This is a genomic window from Pseudomonas sp. PHC1 (genome assembly GCF_046487845.1).
Classification (GTDB): Bacteria; Pseudomonadota; Gammaproteobacteria; order Pseudomonadales; family Pseudomonadaceae; genus Aquipseudomonas; species Aquipseudomonas sputi.
Window position 1 is genome coordinate 194,645 of sequence record NZ_JBJXHJ010000006.1, and the last position, 22,676, is coordinate 217,320.

At 62.5% G+C, this 22,676-nt stretch carries 20 protein-coding genes; 16 read left to right on the plus strand and 4 right to left on the minus strand.

Annotation, left to right across the window (positions count from 1 at the left end; genetic code table 11):
- Positions 1-62: 62 nt before the first annotated feature.
- The gene (locus tag ACKJSM_RS11365) at positions 63-812 is read right to left on the minus strand and encodes a hypothetical protein (RefSeq protein WP_236177394.1); all 750 of its coding nucleotides are present in this window, start codon (positions 810-812) and stop codon (positions 63-65) included.
- Positions 813-1,059: 247 nt separating this feature from the next.
- Here ACKJSM_RS11365 and ACKJSM_RS11370 point away from each other — a divergent pair, with 247 nt between their 5' ends.
- The 3 genes from ACKJSM_RS11370 (at position 1,060) to ACKJSM_RS11380 (ending at position 3,623) form a co-directional block, all read left to right on the plus strand.
- Positions 1,060-2,208 carry an aldose epimerase family protein gene (locus ACKJSM_RS11370; RefSeq protein WP_236177391.1) on the plus strand — a complete coding sequence of 383 codons (1,149 nt, stop codon included), beginning with the start codon at positions 1,060-1,062 and terminating at the stop codon, positions 2,206-2,208.
- Positions 2,209-2,301: 93 nt separating this feature from the next.
- Positions 2,302-3,123, plus strand: coding sequence for an aldo/keto reductase (locus ACKJSM_RS11375; protein WP_410237467.1), 822 nt, complete (start codon positions 2,302-2,304; stop codon positions 3,121-3,123).
- 29 nt (positions 3,124-3,152) lie between these two features.
- Positions 3,153-3,623 (plus strand): DUF1810 domain-containing protein, encoded by a 471-nt coding sequence (locus tag ACKJSM_RS11380; protein ID WP_410237468.1) that lies wholly within the window; start codon positions 3,153-3,155, stop codon positions 3,621-3,623.
- Here the strand turns inward: ACKJSM_RS11380 and ACKJSM_RS11385 are convergent.
- Positions 3,588-5,948, minus strand: coding sequence for a DNA polymerase II (locus tag ACKJSM_RS11385; RefSeq protein ID WP_410237469.1), 2,361 nt, complete (start codon positions 5,946-5,948; stop codon positions 3,588-3,590). The genes ACKJSM_RS11380 and ACKJSM_RS11385 overlap by 36 nt on opposite strands.
- Positions 5,949-6,137: 189 nt before the next feature.
- Here ACKJSM_RS11385 and ACKJSM_RS11390 point away from each other — a divergent pair, with 189 nt between their 5' ends.
- The gene (locus ACKJSM_RS11390) at positions 6,138-6,578 is read left to right on the plus strand and encodes a CBS domain-containing protein (protein WP_011335068.1); all 441 of its coding nucleotides are present in this window, start codon (positions 6,138-6,140) and stop codon (positions 6,576-6,578) included.
- A gap of 75 nt (positions 6,579-6,653) precedes the next feature.
- Here ACKJSM_RS11390 and ACKJSM_RS11395 read toward each other — a convergent pair whose 3' ends face one another.
- Entirely contained in the window at positions 6,654-7,277 is a 624-nt protein-coding gene (locus ACKJSM_RS11395; RefSeq protein WP_410237470.1) for a glutathione S-transferase N-terminal domain-containing protein, read from the minus strand.
- A gap of 1,090 nt (positions 7,278-8,367) precedes the next feature.
- On the opposite strand from ACKJSM_RS11395, the gene ACKJSM_RS11400 reads away from it, so the two are divergent.
- The 12 genes from ACKJSM_RS11400 (at position 8,368) to ACKJSM_RS11455 (ending at position 21,373) form a co-directional block, all read left to right on the plus strand.
- Positions 8,368-9,186: a TonB family protein gene (locus ACKJSM_RS11400; protein WP_410237471.1), complete on the plus strand. Its 819-nt coding sequence runs from the start codon at positions 8,368-8,370 to the stop codon at positions 9,184-9,186.
- A 49-nt stretch (positions 9,187-9,235) separates the two neighbouring features.
- The gene (locus ACKJSM_RS11405) at positions 9,236-9,940 is read left to right on the plus strand and encodes a MotA/TolQ/ExbB proton channel family protein (protein ID WP_410237472.1); all 705 of its coding nucleotides are present in this window, start codon (positions 9,236-9,238) and stop codon (positions 9,938-9,940) included.
- Positions 9,940-10,341 carry an ExbD/TolR family protein gene (locus ACKJSM_RS11410; RefSeq protein WP_236177378.1) on the plus strand — a complete coding sequence of 134 codons (402 nt, stop codon included), beginning with the start codon at positions 9,940-9,942 and terminating at the stop codon, positions 10,339-10,341. The genes ACKJSM_RS11405 and ACKJSM_RS11410 overlap by 1 nt, the downstream gene beginning before the upstream one ends.
- 208 nt (positions 10,342-10,549) lie before the next feature.
- Positions 10,550-13,255, plus strand: a complete 2,706-nt coding sequence (locus ACKJSM_RS11415) for a TonB-dependent receptor (RefSeq protein ID WP_410237473.1) — start codon at positions 10,550-10,552, stop codon at positions 13,253-13,255.
- A 110-nt stretch (positions 13,256-13,365) separates the two neighbouring features.
- The gene (locus ACKJSM_RS11420; RefSeq protein ID WP_236177374.1) at positions 13,366-15,237 is read left to right on the plus strand and encodes an extracellular solute-binding protein; all 1,872 of its coding nucleotides are present in this window, start codon (positions 13,366-13,368) and stop codon (positions 15,235-15,237) included.
- Between the two features lies 1 nt (position 15,238).
- On the plus strand, positions 15,239-16,303 hold the full coding sequence (locus ACKJSM_RS11425) for a microcin C ABC transporter permease YejB (RefSeq protein ID WP_410237474.1): 1,065 nt from the start codon (positions 15,239-15,241) through the stop codon (positions 16,301-16,303).
- A complete protein-coding gene (locus ACKJSM_RS11430) occupies positions 16,303-17,325 on the plus strand; it encodes an ABC transporter permease (protein WP_236177371.1) in 1,023 nt (340 codons plus the stop codon). Before ACKJSM_RS11425 ends, ACKJSM_RS11430 begins: the two co-directional genes overlap by 1 nt.
- A gap of 14 nt (positions 17,326-17,339) precedes the next feature.
- Complete coding sequence (locus tag ACKJSM_RS11435) at positions 17,340-18,953, plus strand: ABC transporter ATP-binding protein (protein ID WP_410237475.1); 1,614 nt, start codon at positions 17,340-17,342, stop codon at positions 18,951-18,953.
- Positions 18,954-19,072: 119 nt separating this feature from the next.
- A complete protein-coding gene (locus ACKJSM_RS11440) occupies positions 19,073-19,594 on the plus strand; it encodes a DUF3455 domain-containing protein (protein WP_410237476.1) in 522 nt (173 codons plus the stop codon).
- A gap of 42 nt (positions 19,595-19,636) precedes the next feature.
- Positions 19,637-20,167, plus strand: coding sequence for a sigma-70 family RNA polymerase sigma factor (locus ACKJSM_RS11445; RefSeq protein ID WP_410237477.1), 531 nt, complete (start codon positions 19,637-19,639; stop codon positions 20,165-20,167).
- Positions 20,164-20,859, plus strand: coding sequence for an anti-sigma factor domain-containing protein (locus ACKJSM_RS11450; protein ID WP_410237478.1), 696 nt, complete (start codon positions 20,164-20,166; stop codon positions 20,857-20,859). Before ACKJSM_RS11445 ends, ACKJSM_RS11450 begins: the two co-directional genes overlap by 4 nt.
- A gap of 112 nt (positions 20,860-20,971) precedes the next feature.
- Positions 20,972-21,373 (plus strand): phage infection protein, encoded by a 402-nt coding sequence (locus ACKJSM_RS11455; RefSeq protein ID WP_410237479.1) that lies wholly within the window; start codon positions 20,972-20,974, stop codon positions 21,371-21,373.
- Between the two features lie 78 nt (positions 21,374-21,451).
- Here the strand turns inward: ACKJSM_RS11455 and ACKJSM_RS11460 are convergent, their stop codons facing one another.
- Entirely contained in the window at positions 21,452-22,540 is a 1,089-nt protein-coding gene (locus ACKJSM_RS11460) for a DUF1615 domain-containing protein (protein WP_410237480.1), read from the minus strand.
- Between the last annotated feature and the right edge of the window lie 136 nt (positions 22,541-22,676).

A 22,676-nucleotide genomic window follows, 5' to 3' on the forward strand; every position in this document is an offset into this window, starting at 1 on the left:
CCCGCAGCATAGCGATTTTTCTTATAACCACCTATATCGATCCGATCTATCGTTATGCCATTTCACTGCACCGGCAAAAAATTCAAGAACAGCAGGCTCTGCGCGTAATTCAGCCCGATGCGCCGGTAGCGCTCATCGAGCATCTGGGTCAGCAGATCCAGGCGCGCCACGACTTTGCCGAACTCCGTGGCGAAGCTCAGGTTGCTGCCCTCTTCGGAAATCTCGTTGGAAAACAGCAGCGGCTGGCCTTCCTTGTTCTGCCGCTGGGCGAGGATCCACGTGGCTTTCTCGATGTTGCGCGCAGCGTTGTTGACGAAGGTCGGGTTGATCGCATCGGTCATGTAGAACTCGGTGCGGTTGCCGTGGGCGGTGACCAGCATGCTGCCGATCGCGTAGATGAACGCACCAACCCGGTCACCGAGAAATTCAGGGCTCATGGCATAGCTCAGCGCTGCCAGATCCTTTTTGCCGCCGAGGGTCGGCAAAGGTTGCTGCTGCTCGATGGCCAGCCGCACCTGTTTGACCGCCGTGCGAATGTCGAGAAAGCCGGATTTGCGCAACTCGTCCGGGTTGCGCAGGTACAACTTGCCCATCAAGCGATAGAGGCTGTCGAGGTTGTCGCGCATCGCCAGCGTGGCCATACGGTCGACGCTGGTCTGGAGAAACTCCTGAGGCCTGCCCTCGCGCATCTGGGTGATGAAGTTGTTGCCCTCCTGATGGCTGCAACCGCCGAGCAACAGCGTCGACAGACAGGCCAGCAGCAGGCACGGGCGGTGAATGTATGCAGCGATGGGGTGCAAAACTCTCGGCATGAATGCTTTGACGGACACGTTCCTGTGCAGCGGAAGTCACCGCACCCTGACCATGGATAGAGCCGGGGATTTCGAAAAAGTGCAGTGCCGGCGTGGATTCCCGACCTTCGGCGCTGTTGGCTCATTCGATTTAGTCCGACTTTATTTTTGCATTAATCGCTACTTCCGCTATAAATTCCCATTCATCCACTAATTAGCATGACTATTTAACGATTTTCAAAACAACAACAAAAAGGAAGGTCAACCCATGCTTCAATCCCGACACTCACTCTGCGGCCTCGGACTGTCCCTGATGATCGCCACCCTCTCCGCCCAGGCCGCCGGCCTGTCCAGCGAACACAAAGCCTTCGGCAAAACCAATGACGGCACGCCCGTCGAGCAATACATCCTGCGCAACAGCCACGGCATGCAGGCCACGGTCATCACCTATGGCGCGACCTTGCAGGCGCTGCAAGTGCCGGACAAACACGGCCAGCTCGACGACATCGTCCTCGGCTTCGACGATGTGCAGGGCTACCAGAAAGGCACCGCGTACTTCGGCGCAACCATCGGTCGCTTCGGCAATCGCCTGGCCGATGGCGCCTTCGAACTCGACGGCAAACGCTATCAAGTGCCGCAGAACGACAAGACCAACGCCCTGCACGGCGGAACGCAGGGCTTCGACAAAAAGGTCTGGAAAGCGAAGGAAACCAAGGACAAGGATTCGGTCGGCGTGACCCTGACCTATCTGTCGGCAGATGGCGAAATGGGTTTCCCCGGCAATCTCACCACCGAAGTGACCTACCGCCTCACCGACAGCAACGAGCTGCGCATCGACTACAAGGCCAGCACCGACAAACCCACTGTGCTCAACCTGACCAACCACAGCTACTTCAACCTCGCCGGCGCCGGCAATGGCGACATCCTCAAGCAAGTCGCCACCCTGCACGCCAGCCATTACACCCCGGTCACCGCCAAGCTGATCCCGACCGGCGAACTGGCCCCTGTGGCCGGCACACCGATGGACTTCACCAAACCCACCGCCATCGGCCAGCACATCAAGGCCGATCACCCGCAATTGAAATTCGCCGAACCGAAACACGGTGGCTTCGATTTCAACTGGGCGCTGGACACCCAGGGTGACGTCAGCAAACTCGCCGCCGAAGTCAGCGACCCGCAATCCGGTCGCCACTTGCAGCTGTTCACCAACGAACCGGGCGTGCAGTTCTACACCAGCAACTTCCTCGACGGCACGGTCAAGGGCAAGGGTGGCAAGGTCTATCCGCACTGGGGCGCGTTCACCCTGGAGACCCAGCACTACCCGGATTCGCCGAACCAGCCCAACTTCCCGAGCACCCGGCTGGATCCGGGCCAGACCTACACCCAGAGCGTGGTGTTGAAGTTCTCCGCCAAGTAGCTGCCCTCACCCTCCTTTCTGGAAGCGGACGGAACCCGTGGGCTATCCTGCTGCCCACTTAAAGGTATCGACCGTTTCAGAAAGGAGGTTTGCATGCGTACCCTCGAACTGGCTGGCGTGCAGGTGCCGGTGATTGGCCAGGGCACCTGGCGCATGGGCGAAGACCGTTCGGCGCACAAGCGTGAAGTCGCGGCCCTGCGCAGCGGCATCGAATTGGGCATGACCCTGATTGACACCGCGGAAATGTACGGTGAAGGCGGTGCCGAAACCGTGGTCGGCGAAGCCATTGCCGGTCTGCGCGATCAAGTGTTCCTGGTGAGCAAGGTCTACCCGCACAACGCCAGTCGCAAAGGCATTCCCCAGGCTTGCGAGCGCAGCCTGCGCCGGCTCGATACGGACTACATCGATCTCTATCTGCTGCATTGGCGCGGCCAGTATCCGCTGGAAGAAACCGTCGAGGCCTTCGAGCGCCTGCGCGAGGACGGCAAGATCGGCCGCTGGGGCGTGTCAAACTTTGATGTCGACGATCTCGAAGAACTGCCGGCCCCGGCCTGCGCGACCAATCAGGTGCTGTACAACCTGGAAGAACGCGGCATCGAATTCGATCTTTTGCCGTGGTGCCAGCAACAGCGCATGCCGCTGATGGCGTACTGCCCGATCGGCCAGGGCGGCGCGATGCTGGCCGAGCCGGTGTTGAAACAGATTGCCGCTCGTCACGACGTGACCCCGGCACAGGTTTCGCTGGCGTGGATTCTGCGTCAGGATGGGCTGATTGCGATTCCCAAGGCCGTGCGTCCGGAACATGTGCAGCTCAATGCACAAGCGGCGCAGCTGCAACTCGAGGCCGGGGATCTGGCGGCGCTGGACCAGGTGTTTCACGCGCCACAACGCAAGCAGCGGCTGGCCATGGTCTGAGCCACCGCCGACTGACAGGGGGCTTCGCCATGAGAAGCACTGATCAGGACGATCCATTCAACCTGCAACGCTTCGTGCTTGCCCAGGACCCGGTGTTTGATCGGGTCCAGCACGAACTCGGCGAAGGCCGCAAGCGCAGCCACTGGATGTGGTTCGTGTTCCCGCAGTTCGCCGGGCTCGGCGGCAGCGAGATGTCGCGGCGGTTCGCGATCAATTCGGCACCGGAAACCCGCGCCTACCTCGACCACCCGCTGCTCGGCGCCCGCCTGCGGACCTGCACACAACTGGTGCTGAATGTGCGGCAGCGTTCGATTGCCGAGATTTTCGGCCATCCGGACGACCTGAAATTTCACTCGTCGATGACCCTGTTCGCCCAGTTCGCTGACGACGACAGCCTCTGGCATCAAGCGCTGGAGCGTTACTTTCACGGCATTCAGGACGAATGGACCCTGCAGCTGCTGGACTCAAAACAGGCCCAGTTGCCCCCCGATCAGGGTTGAAAAATCGTCGTCGACAAACGGCAGGATCGCATCCGCCACCGGTTGCAGCTGGCGGGTGATGTAGTGGTCGTAGTCGATGGCCGCGCGGCGCACTTCCAGTGGCTCGGGCCCGGCCAGGGTAATGACGTAGCTGATCCAGCCGCCGTTCTGGTATTGCCGCGGGCGACCGTGCTGCGCGTTGTAATCGTCCGCCAGCCGTGCGGCGCGCACGTGGGGCGGCACGTTGCGTTCGTAATCGTCGAGGGTGCGGCGCAGACGCTTGCGGTAGACCAGTCGCTCGTCGAACTCGCCGGCCAGGGTCTTGCGCACGTACTCGCGCACGTAATCCTGATACGGCTTGCGCTGAAAGATCCGCTCGTACAGTTCCTGCTGGAATTGCCGGGCCAGCAGCGACCAGTCGGTGCGCACGGTTTCCAGGCCTTTGTAGACCATTTCTTCGCTGCCGTCGGCGCGGCTCACCAGACCGGCGTAGCGCTTTTTGCTGCCCTCTTCGGCGCCACGGATGGTCGGCATCAGGAAGCGTTTGTAGTGGGTTTCGAACTGCAGTTCGAGGGCGCTTTCCAGCCCGTACTGGTCACGCACATGCTCGCGCCACCAATCGTTGACGTGCTGCACCAGCGCTCGGCCGATGGTCGCCGCTTCTTCCTGACCGTGGGGGCGACGCAGCCAGACGAAGGTCGAATCGGTATCGCCATAGATCACCGCGTGACCCTGAGCCTCGATCAACTGCCGGGTGCGCAACATGATTTCGTGGCCGCGCAGGGTGATCGATGACGCCAGCCGCGTATCGAAAAACCGGCAACCGCTTGAACCGAGCACGCCGTAGAAGGCGTTCATGATGATCTTCAGTGCTTGGGACAACGGCGCGTTGTGTTCGCGCTTGGCGGTCTCGCGCCCCTCGGCGACCCGGGCGACGATGGACGGCAGGCAATGCCGGGTGCGGGAGAAACGAGCGCCGCGAAAGCCCGGCACCGAGTCGCTGTCATCCGGATGCTGCAAGCCTTCGATCAACCCCACCGGGTCAATCAGAAAGGTACGAATGATCGACGGGTAAAGGCTCTTGTAGTCGAGCACCAGCACCGATTCGTAGAGCCCCGGTTGCGAGTCCATGACAAACCCGCCGGGGCTGGCCTGCGGAGGACGGGTGCCAAGGTTCGGCGCCACAAAGCCCTGGCGGTGCATCAACGGCATGTACAAATGGGTGAACGCCGCCACCGAGCCGCCGCTGCGATCCGCCGGCAGGCCGGTGACGCTGGCGCGCTCGAGCAAGAATTTCAGCAACTCGGTCCTGGCGAAGATCCGTGTGACCAGCTCGCAGTCCTTGAGGTTGTACTTGGCCAGCGCCGGTTTGTCCTCGGCGAACATGCGGTTGATCTCGTCCATGCGCTGGTACGGGTTGTCGATCGATTTGCCTTCGCCGAGCAGGGTCTGGGCGACGTTTTCCAGACTGAACGACGGGAAGCTCCAGGTCGCCGAACGCAGGGATTCGATGCCGTCGATGATCAGCCTTCCTGCCGCTGCCGCGAAGTAGTGATTGCGGCTGCCGTGTTCGCGCCACTGCATTTGCTCGCCGCCGCGCCCGAGCTTGAGCGGCACGCCGAGGCGCCGGGCGTGTTCGTGAAGGATGCGCAAATCGAACTGCACAAGGTTCCAGCCGATGATCGCGTCGGGGTCGTGTTGGGCGAACCAGTCGTTGAGCTTCTTCAGGATCAGGGTGCGCGACTCGCAGTACTCGAGGTCGAAATCGACAATGCTGGCATCGCCATTCGGTGCGCCGAGCATGTACACCTGGCGTTCGCCGCAACCTTCCAGCGCGATGGAATACAACTCGCCCTGCTCAGTGGTTTCGATGTCCAGCGAGACCAGCCGCAGTTGCGGACGATAGTCGGGCGCCGGCTTGAGGTGGGCGTCGAGCAGCACGCCATCGGCAGCGTGCGTGCCGCTGAACCAGACGGGCGCGGTGATGAACCGCTCCATCAGGTAACGCTCGGGCGGTCGCACATCGGCTTCGAAGACGTCGACACTGTGACGGTTGAGCGCGGTTTCCAGACGCATCAACTGACCATGCTGCTGGCAATACAGCCCGAGCACCGGGCGATGCTCGAAATCCAGCAAGGCCAGGGGGCGCAGTTCGACGTTCTTTTCGTCCGCCAGCACCCGCTCGGCCTGCTCGCGCTGCGCCGCCGGGATGAACGCCACCGACGGCTGATGCGGCAATCGCACACGGCGCGGCCCGGCGTCGGTCGCCAGCCAGAACTCGACTTCGGTGCCGGCCGGGGTGTCGCGCCAATGCCGGGTCAGGACGAAGCCCTGCTGTAAATCCACCACTGCAACCTCGGGAATTGATTCAGACGGGCATTCTACGCGGCATTGCCGCAACCGGTGACACCGGCCACGCCATGAAAAATCCGGTCAAATGACGTTTTTTGCGTGTTATCTGCCGTTTTGCGGCCTTGCCCTGCGCGCCTGCGTCTACGATGCTTGGAGAACAACGACAACACCTGAGTAACCGCCATGAAAACCGTCGCCCAACTGCTCAAGCTCAAAGATCCAAAAAATCAGGAAGTGCACCAGATCAAGCCCGATCACATGGTGCTCGAAGCGCTGATGAAAATGGCCGAAAAAAACGTCGGCGCCTTGCTCGTGGTGGAAGACGACAACGTGGTGGGCATCATCAGCGAGCGCGATTACGCGCGCAAACTGGTGCTGCACGGGCGCTCATCGGTGGGTACGCCGGTGCGCGACATCATGGTGGCGAACGTGATCACGGTGGACACTCACCAGACCGTCGACACTTGCCTTGGCATCATGTCCGACAAACGCCTGCGTCACTTGCCGGTGGTGGAGAACGGCAAGCTGATCGGCCTGCTGTCGATCGGCGACCTGGTCAAGGAAGCGATTGCCGAACAGGCCGAGCTGATCAAACAGCTGGAGCAGTACATCCGCGGGGAATGATGCCCCACCCTGATCGTTGATCGTTCCCACGCTCTGCGTGGGAACGATCAGACGAGCAGCCATTCAGCCGAAGTCTCAGGCAGGCCAATGCCGCGCAAAGACCGGCGCCAGCACCGGGTGTCGGTCGATGCGCTGCAGCCATGCATGGAAACCGGGTCGGGCCTGGCGCAGGTGTTCGCGGGCACCGGCCCAGCGCGTGACCACCGCTGCCAGCACATCCAGCGCCCCCGGTGTTTCATCGTCCAGGTACAGCTCGGCCGAGAACTGGTCGGCAAACACCTCCCAGCTCCAGTGCAGGCGTTCCCGTGCACCCGCCATCAGATTCTGTCGCGAAGCCTCGTCCGGCATCACCAGCCAGCGTTCCGGGTAATCAATGATCCCGATGGCCGCATAACAATTGCTGACGATGTACACCAGGCCCCGAATCGCCTGATCGCGGTCAGCGCCGTTGGCCGGCAGCAGGCCGGATTGCGCAAAGGTTTGTCCCAGATGAATCAGAATCGCCGCACTTTCGGTGATGACACTGCCGTCCGGCAGTTGCAGGGTCGGGATCTGTTTGAGCGGATTGAGCCGCGCCAGCTCCTGCGCCGCTTCCGCACTGGCCTCGATATCGATGAAGCGGTAAGCCACCTGGCACAGCTCGAGCGCCGCCTCGATGGCGGCCGCCCCTGAATTGCGGTGTCCGTAGAGCTGATACATATCCCCTCCTCCACTGCGAAAGGCATCCCGCCTGGCCCTATTTATAGCTGTTGTATCGAATTTGGCACGGATTGCGCATTCATCGGCAGCTTGCGAATCCCTGATCTCGCAAAACAGCGCTGGCGGTGCCCATCCCGCACCAAGAGCAATCAGCGAACGCTATCCGCGTTCTTGTAAGGTGCGATACCGAACCAAAAGTTCGCGTATCCGAGCTGGCAACAAGGAGTTCACCGCGTGAATCTTCATCGGCTGCGCCACACTCTTCTCTCTGTGTCCCTGTACCTGCGCCCTGTTCGTCCTGCGAACAGTCCGTGCATTCCTTTTATTACCTGAACGCCTGCACTATTTATTTTTTAAATAGCACGCAAGCAGTCATTGCGTGCGCGCTGCATTAATGAATGCAACAACACATTGTTCGACAATAACTTTCAGACAGCACACCGATACAACTTTCGCTGTACGACGTTAATGCCCGAAGCGCACCAAAACTGCACTTGAAGTCAATAAACCGATCCAGCGCAATGACCGACTTTATTTAGACAAGAACAAGGAACATCGCCTGTGGCCCGCTAAAACACTGACTCGCACCAAATCAGTCCGCCACGCACCATCACGCGTCCTGGCCGACACGAGAACAGCCGCTCTATCTCGCTGAACAGCGCGATACCGCGCGAAGCCTGTCTCGCCCTGAAAAAAGCCCTGTAAACAGGGCCGTCGGGCGGTTATGCGCCCATGAAAACCGGCGTGCCTGATGAAACTTATATAAATGCGACATACGTATCATCCGTGAAATAACCAATACACATTTGGTCACTCTTTGGCACAGCGGTTGCTATTGCATCCACCATGAGGGCACGAATGATGTTCGCCACTCAATTGCACACTCACTAATAAAAGAACAGCCACGGACCGGATCAATGAACCATCGAAGTCGGCATTACTGAAGCAACACGCTGCACAAGCCCTGTTCAATAGATAGTTCAACTATCGGCTTCTGCACACCCGTATGAAAGTTGCGACCACTCACTCGAACAACGCTGTGTTGTTCGAACGGCACTTTATTGCCCTTCATCCACCCGAGGGAGCTTTAATGAACGATGCGGTAAAGCACAGAACGCCGCCGGGGCCAGTACCGAACGCAGCGCTTGCGTCGGTGGCGGGTCGGCCCGTCTATCAGGCTAACACGTCTCAGCCCGGCGGCCTGAACAAGCAGCAGATGCTGTTGCTGGTGGCGGTGTCGGCGCTGATACACGGCGGCGCCTGGTGGTTTTTCCAGCAGGCCAGGGCCGAGCCGCTGCCCACGCCGCCGGAAATTCCGGAAATGACCGTCGAGCTCACCAGCCCGACACCTCCGGCGCCGCCAACACCGGAGCCGCCGCCCCCACCGCCGCCCCCTCCCGAACCGGAACAACCGGTGGAAGACGAGGACGCGGTCAAGCCACCGCCCAAACCGGTGGAAAAACCCAAGCCGATCGAAAAACCGAAACCGGTCGAGAAACCCAAACCGGTGAAAAAGGTCGAGCCGCCGAAAGCGCCGCCCGCCCCTGTGCCACCGGCTGCACCTGCTGCCCCGGCCACCCCGAGCGCGCCACCGGCACCTGCTGCGGCACCGGGCCCGGTGAAAGAGTCGGCGGCGATTTCCGGCCTCGCCAGCCTGGGCAACCCGCCACCGGAATACCCGTCGCTGGCCCTGCGGCGTAACTGGGAAGGCAGCGTGGTGCTGCGGATTCAGGTGCTGGCCAACGGTCGCGCCGGTTCGGTGACGGTGACCAAGTCCAGCGGCAAGCCGCAACTGGATGACGCGGCGGTCGCAGCGGTGAAGGCCTGGAAGTTCATTCCGGCCAAACGCGGCGACACACCGATCGACGGCTTCGCCACCCAGACCATCGATTTCAAATTGCCGCAATGACGGCACGACAACCGAACTCACAACCGATTAACGCAAGCGAGGTGTAGCCATGAACGATTCTCTGTCTTCGATGATTGTCCCCGGCGTGCTCTGGGGGCTGGTGCTGTTTTCCGTGGTCAGCTGGGCGATCCTGCTGGTCAAGTCGGCGCAATACCTGCGCCAGAAAACCCAGAACAAGCAGTTCAGCAAAGCCTTCTGGGGCGCGCCGGACCTGCTCACCGCCGCCGAACACGCCAGCCAGTATCCGGGCTCGCTGGCGCGGATCGCCAGCAGCGGTTTCGAAGCGTTGCTGGTGGAAGAAACCCCTCGCACCACCCAGCAACTGGCGCACACCATCAACCGTTCCGACCGACTGGAACGCAACCTGCGCCAGCAGATCCAGAAGGAACGCCGCTCGCTGGAAAACGGCCAGGCGATCCTCGCCAGTATCGGCAGCACCGCGCCGTTCATTGGCCTGTTCGGCACCGTGTGGGGAATCATGGAGGCGCTGCAAAGCATCGGTGCCAGCGGTTCGGCCAGCCTGGAAACCGTGGCCGGGCCCATCGGCCACGCGCTGATCGCGACCGGCGTGGGGATTGCCGTCGCGGTGCCGGCGGTGCTGATTTACAACTTCTTCCTGCGCCGCCTGAAGCTGGCCTCGGCGGACATGGATGACTTCGCCCACGACTTCGACGCACTCGCCTCGCGCAGCGCGTTTTCCATCAGCCGCCAGGCCATCGCCAAGTCCACGGCCGCCGTGCGGGAGGCCAGCTGATGTCCTTTTCCACTCAAGACAGCGATGAAGTGCTCAGCGAAATGAACGTCACGCCGCTGGTGGACGTGATGCTCGTGCTGCTGGTGGTGTTCATCGTCACCGCGCCACTGATGACCAACGCGATCAAGGTCAACCTGCCGAAAACCGATGCCGTCGCCCCCGCCGAAAAGAAAGATCCGGTGGTGGTCAGCGTCGATCAGGACGGCAAGTTTTTCCTGGCCAAGACCGAGCTGGCGCCGGAATCACTGGAGGCCAGCCTCAAGGAGGTCAAGGCCAGGGACGCCGACGTCCGCGTGCAGCTGCAGGCCGACTCCGCCGTGAATTACGGCCAGGTGGCCAAAGCCATGGCGTCCATCGAGCGCTCGGGCATCACCAAGATATCGGTGATGACCACCCGCTGACGGCGGTGCCGGGCGCGCTGTGAGGGACGCGCCCGGCACCGTTCGTTGAATCCCGTCGCAATCGGCCGACCGAAAAAACGCAGCGCGTCTTCGGAGGGGATCGGCTTGCTTGAAGAAAGTGGTTTTCGCGGCGCGGCACCACCGTGCTCCGTGCAAAGAGGGCTCACAAGGCCATTTCGATAAACGTCTAACAAAGTCGGAAACAACCATGCTGATGAACACTCCACGCTTCACGCTCAAACCCTTGGTGGCGACGATTTCCCGCCACCGTTTCGTTCCGTTGTACCTGGTGGCCATGGGGATGGGCACCGGGGTTCAGGCCGCCGAGGACGACAACAGCGTCCCGGCCGCTGCAGCGGTGGTCGCGCCAACCACGCAACTGCAACGGGTCGAAGTGACCGGCTCGGCGATCCGTCGGGTCGACGCGGAAACCGCGGTGCCGATCACCGTGCTCAAGGCCGATGAACTGCGCAAACAGGGCGTGACCACCACCGCCGAACTGGTGCAGCGCATCACCGGCAGCCAGTCGATCAACAACAGCGCAGGCTCGGTCGGCGCGGCCACCGGCGGCGCCTCCTTCGCCGACATGCGCGGCATCGGCGCGAACAAGACGCTGGTGCTGCTCAACGGTCGCCGGCTGGCCAACAACGCCCTGTCGGGTACCAACTCGGCCGGCGGCGCGGCGGATCTGAACATGATCCCGTTTGCCGCGATCGAGCGCGTGGAAGTGCTGCGCGACGGCGCCTCGGCCCTGTACGGCACCGACGCCATCGGCGGTGTGATCAACTTCATCACCAAAAAATCCATGACCGACGGCCAGCTCACCCTCGGCGGCGAAACCCCGACCCACAGCGGCGGCGGTGCGACCAAGGACATGAGCGCCAGCTGGGGCTACGGCGATCTGGAGCAGGACCGCTTCAACGTGCTCGGCGTGTTCAACTACAACAAGCAGCAGAACCTCGACGCCAACGACCGCTCCTTTGCCCGCGACTACGTGCCCGGCCGGGGCCTGGACCAGACCTCCGGCACCGCGTTCCCCGGCAACTACAGCCAGAACGGCAACGCCACCAACCCGCTGGCCAACAGCAATTGCAACGGCCTCAACCTGGTGGCCCGCGACGGCCTCTGCCGCTTCAGTACCCGGGAATTCATCGACCTGGTGCCGCAGACCGAGAAGACTTCGTTCTTCGGCAAGACCACCGGCAAACTGGCCGACGACCACAACGTCAATCTCGAATACTTCTGGTCGCGCAACAACAACGCCACCGCCGTCGGCCCGGCGCCATTGACCGGCCTGAGCCTGGACTCGTCCTCGCCCTACTACCCCGGCAACGGCATCACCCCGGCGCCCACCGATTTCGCCCTCGACCCGACGCAACCGGTGGACGTGAACTGGCGCGAGACCGCCGCCGGCCCGCGTGAATCGAAAGACCAGAACACCAGCCAGCGCTTTCTGCTGAGCTTCGACGGTCTGGTCGGTGGCTGGGACTACAACGTCGGCGCCTCGTACAACCAGAACAAGATCGTCTCCAGCGTCACCAGCGGCTACGTCAGCGATCAGGCGATGATCGACGGCCTGGCCAGCGGCCTGCTCAACCCGTTCGGCCCACAGACCAGCGCCGGTCAGCAGTACATCGATCAGGCCATGTACCACGGCGCCTATTCCACGGCGGTCGGTCGGGTCGCCGGTTTCGACGGGCGAATCAGCCGCGAAATCGGTGACTGGTTCGGTGCCGGCCCGTCGGGCCTGGCCCTGGGCGGCGAGTACCGCAAAGAGAAATTCCACCAGGACTTCGAAGCCTTTGCCGGCGACATCCAGAGCCTGGGGATCGACCCGGCCGGCAGCGTCGAGGGCGATCGCAGCGTGAAAGCCGCCTATGCGGAAATCAACGTGCCGGTGCTCGACAGCCTGGAATTGTCCGCCGCCGTGCGTCACGACAAATACAGCGACTTCGGCAGCACCACCAACCCGAAATACTCGTTCCGCTATCAGCCGCTCAAGGAGCTGGTGGTCCGCGGCGCCTACAGCGAAGGCTTCCGCGCGCCGTCGTTGTATGAGTTGTATTCGCCGCGCAGCATCACCTACACCCAGGGCTACTACAACGACCCGGTGCTGTGTACCGGCGGCGTGGTGCAACCGGGCGGCAACGGCGGGCGCGATTGCGGTCAGCAGTTCCTCAACCAGATCGGCGGCAACGAAGACCTGGCCCCGGAGAAAGCGCGCAACGTGACGCTGGGCTTTGTCTATCAGCCGGTCAGCAACCTGTCCGTGGGCCTGGATTTCTGGTGGATTCACATCTCCAACCAGATCCAGCCGTTTCCGGAATCCACCGTGTTCGATCAGGCCGGCAGCTACCCCGACCGTTTCGTGCGCAACGCCGACGGCACGCTCAACTACATCGTCACCGGCAACGCCAACCTGGGCATCGTCGAAACCAACGGCGTCGATGTGTCGCTGGACTATCGCTTTCCGAATACGCCGTACGGTCAGTTCGGTCTGGGCCTGCAAGGCACCTATGTCGACGAGTACGACTTCCAGAGCACCATCAAGGGCCCGTTCACCGACAAGGTCGGTGACTTCAAGGGTGACGGGGTGATTGCCCGCTGGAAACACAACCTGACCGGTTCCTGGACCTTCGGTGCCGCCCGCGCGGCGCTGACCAACCGCTTCACCACCGGCTATAACGACTACGACCGCGAGACCAACGCGCGGGTCGCGTCGTATTCGGTGTGGGACCTGTCGGCCGGGTACACCTTCGACAAGGTGCTGGACGTGGATGCCGGGGTGAAGAACCTGTTCGACCGCGATCCGCCGTTCTCCAACCAGGCCTACAACTTCCAGAGCGGTTATGACCCGCGCTACACCGACCCGCTGGGCCGCACGCTGTTTGCGCGCATGACGTACCACTTCTGAGTCCGGGTCGGGGCCGCGCAAGACTCCGGCCGGCCCCTTCCCCTTGCGAATTCGCATCCCGCAGCGGCCTGCCGCCGCTCCGGGCTTTTCCGGCTCAGAGGAACGACTTCATGACATTCATGCGCAACATGGCCGGCCTGCTGCTCGGCGGTGCGCTGCTGTGCAACGCGGCATCGGCGCTGGCCGGCGGCAGCTACGCGATGACGGTGTACGGCGAGGCACCGAAATACCCCGCCGGTTTCCGGCACTTCGACTTCGTCAATCCCGACGCACCGAAGGGCGGCTCGCTCAGCCGCGCTTCGATGGAGATCGGGCAGTACAACTACATCACCCCGTATGCCGATCAGGGCATTTCCGTGGTGCAGGTCAACGACTGGGTGTATTCGCCGCTGGCGTTCCGCTCGCTGGACGAGCCCTACACCGTCTACGGTCTGGTGGCGCAATCCATGGAGCGCGATCCCGGCGGCCTGTGGGTGCGTTTCAACCTGAACCCCGAGGCGCGTTTCGCCGACGGCACACCGATCACCGCCGAAGACGTGCGCTACACCTTCGAGCTGTTGATGACCAAGGGCAGCCTGAGTTATCGCCAGCAATACGCCGACGTGCAGGACGTGCTGATCGAAGGCCCGCGGCAGATTCGCTTCACCTTCAAGAACAACCTCAACCGCACCCTGGCGCTGGATCTGGCGTCGCTGCGACCGGTGCCCGAGCACTGGTGGAAAACCCGCGACTTCGCCAACGGCGGCGGTTTCGAACCCCCGTTGGGCAGCGGCCCGTACCGGGTGAGCAAGGTCGATGCGGGACGCAGCATCAGTTTTCAGAGAGATCCGCACTGGTGGGGCAAAGACCTGCCGGTCAGTCGCGGGATGTACAACTTCGACAGCCTGACCGTGAATTTCTACGGCGACACCGACGTCGCCCGGCAACTGCTGCAGGCCGGCGCGTTCGACTACAACCGCGAGTTTTCCTCGTCCGGCTACGTGGTCGGCTACGACAGCCCGGCCCTGCGCGACGGCCGTCTGCAACAAGCGATTCTCGCCCCGGACAAACCGACCAGCGCTCAGGGTTTTGTGTTCAATCTGCAGAACCCGCTGTTCAAGGACCGCCGCGTGCGCCAGGCGCTGAGCCTGCTGTGGGATTTCGAGTGGACCAACAAACAGATGATGCGCGGCTTCTACGTGCGCCAGAACAGCTACTGGCCGAAAAGTGAAATGGCCGCCACTGCCCTGCCCGACGCCGCGGAGCGGGCAATCCTTGAACCGCTGCGCGGACAGATCCCGGACGAGGTCTTCACCCAGGTTTATCAGGCACCGAAAACCGATGGCAGCGGCTACATCCGCGACAAACAGCTGCAGGCCCTGAAACTGCTGGCCGAGGCCGGATGGACGCCGAAGCACAACCGCTTGGTAAACGCTGCCGGCGAGCCGCTCGAATTCACCTTCCTCGACGGCCAGGGCGGCTTCGACCGCATGCTGCTGCCGTACAAGCGCACCCTGGCGCAGATCGGCATCACCCTGAATCTGCGGCGCATCGATTCGGCGCAGTACATCAACCGGCTCAACGCCCGGGACTACGACATGATCGTCACCAGTTTCCCCCGCAGCGGCGATCCGATCGTCTCGCCGGGCCGCGAGTTGTACAGCCTGTATGCCTCGCAAAGCGCGACCCAGGTCGGCAGTTCCAACTCGATGGTGCTGGCCGATCCTGCGGTGGACCGGCTGATCGACGGCCTGGTCCAGGCCAATACCCGCGACGCCATGGTGCGTTACGCCCGCGCCCTCGACCGGGTGCTGCAATGGGGTGACTACATGATTCCCAACTACTACTCCAAAGGCACGCCGACGGTGTTTCAGAACCGCTTCGGCAGGCCGGCGGTGCAGCCGATCTACAGCGAAGGCCTCGACACCTGGTGGGAGGTCTCGGCCAAGCCGCTGACCAACCAGCAGATGAGCGCCCTGCGCCAGCTCGCGGGGGGCCAGTGACATGTGGCGTTATCTGAGTCGACGGCTGTTGCTGATCATCCCGACACTGCTGTGCATTCTGGTGGTCAACTTCGTCATCGTGCAGGCCGCGCCCGGCGGCCCGGTGGAACAGGCCATCGCCCGCCTGCAAGGCTTCGGCGGGCACAGCATGGGCGGCGCCAGCGAGGTGACCGCCATCGGCGGTGCCGGGCGCAGCAGCCGTGGCCTGGACCCGGCGCTGATCGAAGAGATCAAGCACCACTACGGCTTCGACAAACCGATGCACGAACGCCTGTGGCTGATGCTCAAGAACTACGCGCAACTGGACCTGGGCAGCAGCTTCTTTCGCGGTGCAAAAGTCACTGACCTGATCGTGCAGAAACTGCCGGTGTCGCTGTCCCTCGGCCTGTGGGCGACCTTGATCACCTACCTGATTTCGATCCCGCTGGGCATTCGCAAGGCAATCAAAAACGGCAGCGCGTTCGATGTCTGGAGCAGCACGGCGATCATCGTCGGTTACGCGATGCCGGCCTTTCTGTTCGCGATCCTGTTGATCGTGGTGTTCGCCGGGGGCAGCTACGTCAACTGGTTTCCGGTGCAGGGTCTGATCTCGGACAATTTCGACAGCCTGAGCCTGTGGGGCAAGGTCGGCGACTACCTCTGGCACCTGGTGTTGCCGGTGACGGCGCTGGTGATCGGCGGTTTTGCGACGCTGACGATCCTGACCAAGAACAGCTTCCTCAACGAGATCAGCCGCCAGTACGTGATCACCGCGCGCGCCAAGGGGTTGACCGAAAGGCGCGTGCTTTACGGCCATGTGTTTCGCAACGCGATGCTGTTGGTGGTAGCCGGTGTGCCGTCGGCCTTGATCGAGGTGTTTTTCGCCGGCTCCCTGCTGATCGAAACCCTCTTCAACCTCGACGGCCTCGGGCGCATGAGCTACGAAGCGGCGGTGTCACGGGACTACCCGGTGGTGTTCGGCACGCTGTTTCTGTTCACCCTGTTCGGCCTGTTGATCAAGCTGATCGGCGACCTCTGCTACACCCTGCTCGACCCGCGCATCGACTTCTCGGCGAGGACTGCCTGATGTTCACACTCTCCCCTCTGGGCCGGCGGCGCATCGCGCAATTCAAGGCCAACCGTCGCGGGCGCTGGTCGCTGTGGCTGTTCATCGGGCTATGCCTGATCTGCCTCGGCGGCGAACTGATCGCCAACGACAAGCCGCTGGTGATCCGCTACCACAACGCCTTCTACTTCCCGATCCTCAGCGATTATCTGGAAACCGATTTCGGCGGCGAGCTGCCGTTCCAGCCGGATTACGCCAGCAATTACGTGCACAAACTGATCGAGGATCAGGGCGGCTGGATGCTGTTCCCGCCGATCCCGTTCAGCTACGACACGGTCAATTACGACCTCACGGAACCGGCACCGAGCCCGCCGTCCTCGCGCAACTGGCTGGGCACCGACGATCAGGCCCGGGATGTGTTGGCGCGGGTGATTTTCGGCACGCGGATTTCGATCCTGTTCGCGCTGATCCTCACCGCCGTCAGTGCGCTGGTCGGCATCGTCGCCGGAGCGTTGCAGGGTTATTACGGCGGCTGGGTCGACTTGCTCGGGCAGCGGGTGCTGGAAATCTGGTCGGGATTGCCGGTGCTGTACCTGCTGATCATTTTGTCGGGGTTCGTCTCGCCGAGTTTCTGGTGGCTGCTGGGGATCATGGCGCTGTTTTCCTGGCTGGCACTGGTGGACGTGGTGCGCGCCGAGTTCCTGCGCGGGCGCAGCCTGGAGTACGTCAAAGCCGCGCGGGCCCTGGGCCTGACGGACAGCGAGCTGATGCGCCGGCACATTCTGCCCAACGCGATGACCTCCACCCTCACCTACCTGCCGTTCATTCTGACCGGCGCCATTGCCACCCTCACCGCGCTGGATTTTCTCGGCTTCGGCATGCCGGCCGGCACCGCATCCTTGGGTGAACTGATCGGCCAGGCCAAGCGCAATCTGCAAGCGCCGTGGCTGGGGCTGACGGCGTTTTTTGCCCTGGCGCTGATTCTGTCCCTGCTGGTGTTTATCGGCGAAGCCTGCCGTGACGCGTTCGACCCGCGATCCTGATCCCCGGAGCTGAAATGAGCGATAACCTGATTGAAATCCGCGACCTGCGCGTCGCCTTCGCCGGGCACGAAGTGGTGCACGGCGTGAACCTCGACATCCGCCGCGGCGAGTGCCTGGCACTGGTCGGCGAATCCGGCTCGGGCAAGTCGGTGACAGCCCATTCGATTCTGCGTTTGCTGCCAGGCAAGACCGTCAGCAGCAGCGGCAGCATCCGCTATAACGGCGTGGATCTGTTGCACGCCAGCGAACAGCAACTGCGCGGCTTGCGCGGCAACCGCATCGCGATGATTTTCCAGGAGCCGATGACCTCGCTGAACCCGTTGCACACGGTGGAAAAGCAGATCAGCGAAGTGCTGGAGATCCACAAGGGACTCAAGGGCCGCGCCGCGCGCCAGCGCACGCTGGAGCTGCTGGAACTGGTCGGCATTCGCCAGCCGTTGCAGCGTTTGAAGGCCTATCCGCACCAGCTCTCCGGCGGTCAGCGGCAACGGGTGATGATCGCCATGGCGCTGGCCAACGAACCGCAATTGCTGATCGCCGATGAACCGACCACGGCGCTGGATGTGACCGTGCAGCAGAAGATTCTCGAGCTGCTGATCGAGTTGCAGCAACGCCTCGGCATGTCGCTGCTGCTGATCAGTCATGACCTCAATCTGGTGCGGCGCATCGCCCAACGGGTGTGCGTGATGCGCCACGGGGAAATCGTCGAACAGGCCGATTGCGCAACGCTGTTCCGCGCACCGCAGCATCCTTACAGCCGCTTGCTGATCGAGGCCGAACCGTCGGGTGCGCCGGTGCCGAGTCGCTACGATCACAACCTGCTGGAGGTGGACGATCTGAAAGTCTGGTTCCCGCTGCCCAAGGCGTTGTTCAGCCGCACCCAGCAATACATCAAGGCCGTGGACGGCGTGAGTTTCCGTCTGCAACGGGGCAAGACCCTGGGGATTGTCGGCGAGTCCGGCTCGGGCAAATCGACGCTGGGCCAGGCGATTCTGCGACTGGTGGAATCGGAGGGCGATATCCGCTTCGGCAAAAAGCATTTGAGCCTGCTCAACCAGCGCTTGATGCGCCCGTTGCGCCGGCAGATTCAGGTGGTGTTCCAGGACCCGTTCGGCAGCCTCAGCCCACGGATGTCGGTGCAACAGATCATCGCCGAAGGCCTGCTGACCCACGGCATCGGCACGGCCGAGGAACGAGAGGCGGCGGTGATCCGCGTGCTGGAGGAAGTCGGCCTCGACCCGCAGAGCCGCCATCGCTATCCCCACGAATTTTCCGGCGGCCAGCGCCAGCGCATTTCCATCGCCCGCGCATTGGTGCTGGAACCGGCGCTGATTCTGCTGGACGAACCGACCTCGGCGCTGGATCGCACGGTGCAGAAACAGGTGGTGGAATTGTTGCGGCAGCTGCAGATTCGCCATGGCTTGACGTACCTGTTCATCAGTCATGACCTGGCGGTGGTGCATGCGCTGGCGCACGACATGATGGTGATCAAGGACGGCAAAGTGGTGGAACAGGGAGCATCGCGGGACATTTTTGCGGCGCCGCAGCATGCCTATACCCAGGAACTCCTGAAAGCCTCCGGCCTGGCAATGGCAAAAACCGGGCGCGAGCGGGTTACAGCAATCTGACCTTCAGTGTTTTCAGATTTATTGTCCGGCCACTGCATCCAAACGCCTCCGTCGCGGGTAGTCCCTGTAACAGCCCACTTTCGGCTGTCAGCGGTTTACCCTTTTTCGGAGAAACACTGATGAACATCACCCAACTGATTGGCCTCACCGGTTTGCTCGCGGTTGCTTCGACGAGCTTTGCCCAAAGCAGTTATCCCGACGCGATCAAGGTGCCGGACGGCCACAGGATCGCGATGGAAACCACCGGGGTCGGCGAGATCACCTACGAATGCCGGGACAAGGCCAATGCCGCCGGGCAGACCGAGTGGACGTTCGTCGGCCCGAAAGCGGTGCTCAACGATCGCAGCGGCAAGCAGGTCGGCACCTACTTCGGCCCACCCGCCACCTGGCAGGCGCAGGACGGTTCGAAAGTCACCGGCACGCAATTGGCCGTTGCGCCATCGAGCCCGGGCAACCTGCCCTATCAACTGGTCAAGGCCAACCCCGCCGAGGGCAAAGGCGCCATGAGCGGCGTGAGTTACATCCAGCGCGTCGCGCTCAAGGGCGGCGTGGCGCCGGGCAGCGAATGTACGGCGGCAAACAAGGGTAAACAGGCCGTGGTGAAGTACCAGGCCGACTACATTTTCTGGGCAGCGAACTGAGCCTGACTGGACGTTTGGCCGATGCTTGCTAGATTGCAGGACATGCCATTACCCGAAACCGCGTTTGATTACGAAACCCGCCTCGCCGCCTGTGCCCGCGGCGAGCGCGGGGCCCTGCGCGAATTGTATGTGCAGGAAAGCCCGCGGCTGCTGGGTGTGGCCCGGCGTCTGGTGCGTGACACGGCGCTGGCCGAAGACATCGTGCACGACGCATTCATCAAGATCTGGGCCGGCGCGGCGGGTTTCAATCCGGCGCGCGGTTCAGCCCGGGGCTGGATGTTCAGCGTGACCCGTCATCTGGCGCTGAACGCGTTGCGCGATCATGGCCGGGAAGTGCCGTTGCTCGAAGACGAGGCACTTCAGGTCGATGACGCATTCGACGCACAGGCCCATTCGGCGCGCATCCACCGCTGCCTGCATCAACTGGAACCGCAACGCCGCCGCTGCATCCTTCACGCCTACGTCGACGGTTACAGCCACGCGCAGATCGCCCAACGCCTCGACACGCCGCTGGGCACCGTCAAAGCCTGGATCAAACGCAGCCTCAATGCGTTGCGGGAGTGCATGGGATGACCACCGAATCGGCGCAGGAACGCGATGAACTGGCCAGCGAATACGTGCTCGGCACCCTCTCGGCCGAAGAACGTGCCGAAGTGCAGCGACGCTTGCCCAACGATCCCGAGCTGCAAGCGGCCGTGGATGCCTGGGAGCGGCGTCTGCTGGAACTGACCGACCTCGCCCCGGCGCATCAGCCCTCGTCGCAGCTGTGGCAACGGATCGAACGCAGTGTCACGCAGCTCACCCATAAGAGGACGCCAGAGATTTCATGGTGGAACCGCCTGTCACTGTGGCGCGGTTTGAGCGCCGCCGGGCTGGCCGCGACCTTGTTGCTGGGCTCGATCCTGTTGACCCAGACCACACCGAAACCGAGCTATCTGGTGGTGCTGGTCGCCCCGCAGGACAAGGCCCCGGGCTGGGTGATCCAGGCCAGCAGTCCACGGGAGATTCAGTTGATTCCGCTGGGCGTGGTCGAGGTGCCGGCCGACAAGGCGCTGGAGTTCTGGACCAAGGCCGATGGCTGGCAGGGGCCGGTGTCGCTGGGGCTGGTCAAACCGGGACAGGCGCTGTCGATCCCGCTGGACAAGCTGCCGCCGCTGCAACCGAACCAGTTGTTCGAGCTGACGCTGGAAGGCGCCAACGGCTCGCCGATCGGCAAACCCACCGGGCCGATCCAGGCGATTGGCCGCGCCGTGAAGGTGCTGTGACAAACCATCATCGGCGTCGATGTTCACCATCACGTCAATGAAGTTCTCTTAAAAAATCCCGGGCGTAAGATCGGCTCCATACCAAACAAACAACACCCCCGGAGCAAAAATCATGAAACGCCAAGTCATCCTCAGCATTGCCCTTTCGGTTCTGGCCTTCAACGCATTTGCCGCCAAACCCGCCCACACCCTGATCGCCGAAGGTGGCTCGGATCGTCTGATCGAACGTCGCGTCGCCGAAGGTGGCTCGGATCGTCTGATCGAACGTCGCGTCGCTGAAGGTGGTTCGGATCGTCTGATCGAACGTCGCGTCGCCGAAGGTGGCTCGGATCGTCTGATCGAACGTCGCGTTGCCGAAGGTGGCTCGGATCGTCTGATCGAACGTCGCGTCGCTGAAGGTGGTTCGGATCGCCTGATCGAACGTCGCGTTGCCGAAGGTGGTTCGGATCGTCTGATCGAACGTCGCGTTGCCGAAGGTGGCTCGGATCGTCTGATCGAACGTCGCGTTGCCTGAATGAATGGCTTGACCGCAACAACCCAGAAAAAACCCGGCTCCCGTCAGCCGGGTTTTTTTATACCTTTTTGATCGTCCTCAGCCCTTGGCCATGCAGCGCCGATAACGCTCGTCGACCCGTTTGGCAAACCATGCCGTGGTCAATTTGCGGGTGATCTTCGGGCTCTGCAGCACGATCCCAGGCAACACCGCACGGGGCAGTGACTTGCCTTCGGCGCGCTCCGCCAGTTCGAAGACCCGTTGATACAGTTTGGTTTCCTCGAAGGCCAGGCTATCGCCCTTTTCCAGTTGATCGCGGATCACCGGATTGCGCATGCCCAGCGATTTGCCGAGGGTGCGCACCGCCAGTTCAGTACTGCCGGGCATGATCGCGCCAGGGCGGATCAGGTCGCCATCCAGCGCCAGTGGAATCCCCGACGCCCGGCTGACCGCATTCTGAAACGCCGCGTTGCGACTGGCATACCACCCGGCGTTGAAGTCGGCGAAGCGGTACAACGGTTCGCGATAACTCACCGGATAACCCAGCAAATGGGCAATGCCGAAGTCCATGCCGCCCCGACGGCTGAACACCTCGCGGCGAATCGTGCCGTCCACCGGGTACGGATAGTTCTTGGCGTGCTGCTCGGCGAATTCGATGCTGACCTGCATCGGCCCGCCGGTGTGCACCGGGTTGAAACCGCTGAACAGCGTACGGCCCATCGGCACCGAGCCGATGAAGTCATCGAAAATCGCGCTCAATTCCTTTTCGCTGCGGGCGGCGCCCAGGCGTTCGCTGTAGGTCTTGCCGTTCGGCGAACGCACCTGCAACGCGCCGCTGACCAACAGGCTCGGGATATGCACCTTGGCGGCGCGCCGGTCGATCTCGTTGCGGGCGATCTTGCCCAGGCCGGGCACCGGCGGATCGACCTGAAAGGTGGATTCCTGCTCGGTGACGGCCAGCACTGAACACAGATTCTGCGTGGTCGGGCTGATGCCCTGGGCGGCGAACGCGGCGTAGATGTCAGTGGCCCAGCCCGGGCGGTCGACGGTTTTTGCCGGCAGCAGGCGCACGATCTGCGCCTTGACCTCGGCGGGCGGGCGCGGCGCCGGTTCTTCGCTGCGTTGACCGGCGCAACCGGCCAGTACCAGCAGTGCGGCGAGGCTGACGAGTAATCGAGGGGTGTGCATAACGCTTCATCCAGTCCGTTGAGCCGGGTTAACCCTACGCGCAATCGCAGGGTGCAGGATAGGACTGCGGGCCGGCGACGCTGTTCCATCGGCCCGTCTGGCAGGCCGACTGGCCGCCCTCGCCGTCTGATCCATA

What these genes read in the sequence shown, in the direction of transcription:
- ACKJSM_RS11365 (WP_236177394.1), bottom strand. Translation starts at nt 812, where the DNA reads ATGCCGAGAGTTTTGCACCCCATCGCTGCATACATTCACCGCCCGTGC.
- ACKJSM_RS11370 (WP_236177391.1), top strand. Translation starts at nt 1,060, where the DNA reads ATGCTTCAATCCCGACACTCACTCTGCGGCCTCGGACTGTCCCTGATG.
- ACKJSM_RS11375 (WP_410237467.1), top strand. Translation starts at nt 2,302, where the DNA reads ATGCGTACCCTCGAACTGGCTGGCGTGCAGGTGCCGGTGATTGGCCAG.
- ACKJSM_RS11380 (WP_410237468.1), top strand. Translation starts at nt 3,153, where the DNA reads ATGAGAAGCACTGATCAGGACGATCCATTCAACCTGCAACGCTTCGTG.
- ACKJSM_RS11390 (WP_011335068.1), top strand. Translation starts at nt 6,138, where the DNA reads ATGAAAACCGTCGCCCAACTGCTCAAGCTCAAAGATCCAAAAAATCAG.
- ACKJSM_RS11395 (WP_410237470.1), bottom strand. Translation starts at nt 7,277, where the DNA reads ATGTATCAGCTCTACGGACACCGCAATTCAGGGGCGGCCGCCATCGAG.
- ACKJSM_RS11400 (WP_410237471.1), top strand. Translation starts at nt 8,368, where the DNA reads ATGAACGATGCGGTAAAGCACAGAACGCCGCCGGGGCCAGTACCGAAC.
- ACKJSM_RS11405 (WP_410237472.1), top strand. Translation starts at nt 9,236, where the DNA reads ATGAACGATTCTCTGTCTTCGATGATTGTCCCCGGCGTGCTCTGGGGG.
- ACKJSM_RS11410 (WP_236177378.1), top strand. Translation starts at nt 9,940, where the DNA reads ATGTCCTTTTCCACTCAAGACAGCGATGAAGTGCTCAGCGAAATGAAC.
- ACKJSM_RS11415 (WP_410237473.1), top strand. Translation starts at nt 10,550, where the DNA reads ATGCTGATGAACACTCCACGCTTCACGCTCAAACCCTTGGTGGCGACG.
- ACKJSM_RS11420 (WP_236177374.1), top strand. Translation starts at nt 13,366, where the DNA reads ATGACATTCATGCGCAACATGGCCGGCCTGCTGCTCGGCGGTGCGCTG.
- ACKJSM_RS11425 (WP_410237474.1), top strand. Translation starts at nt 15,239, where the DNA reads ATGTGGCGTTATCTGAGTCGACGGCTGTTGCTGATCATCCCGACACTG.
- ACKJSM_RS11430 (WP_236177371.1), top strand. Translation starts at nt 16,303, where the DNA reads ATGTTCACACTCTCCCCTCTGGGCCGGCGGCGCATCGCGCAATTCAAG.
- ACKJSM_RS11435 (WP_410237475.1), top strand. Translation starts at nt 17,340, where the DNA reads ATGAGCGATAACCTGATTGAAATCCGCGACCTGCGCGTCGCCTTCGCC.
- ACKJSM_RS11440 (WP_410237476.1), top strand. Translation starts at nt 19,073, where the DNA reads ATGAACATCACCCAACTGATTGGCCTCACCGGTTTGCTCGCGGTTGCT.
- ACKJSM_RS11445 (WP_410237477.1), top strand. Translation starts at nt 19,637, where the DNA reads ATGCCATTACCCGAAACCGCGTTTGATTACGAAACCCGCCTCGCCGCC.
- ACKJSM_RS11450 (WP_410237478.1), top strand. Translation starts at nt 20,164, where the DNA reads ATGACCACCGAATCGGCGCAGGAACGCGATGAACTGGCCAGCGAATAC.
- ACKJSM_RS11455 (WP_410237479.1), top strand. Translation starts at nt 20,972, where the DNA reads ATGAAACGCCAAGTCATCCTCAGCATTGCCCTTTCGGTTCTGGCCTTC.
- ACKJSM_RS11460 (WP_410237480.1), bottom strand. Translation starts at nt 22,540, where the DNA reads ATGCACACCCCTCGATTACTCGTCAGCCTCGCCGCACTGCTGGTACTG.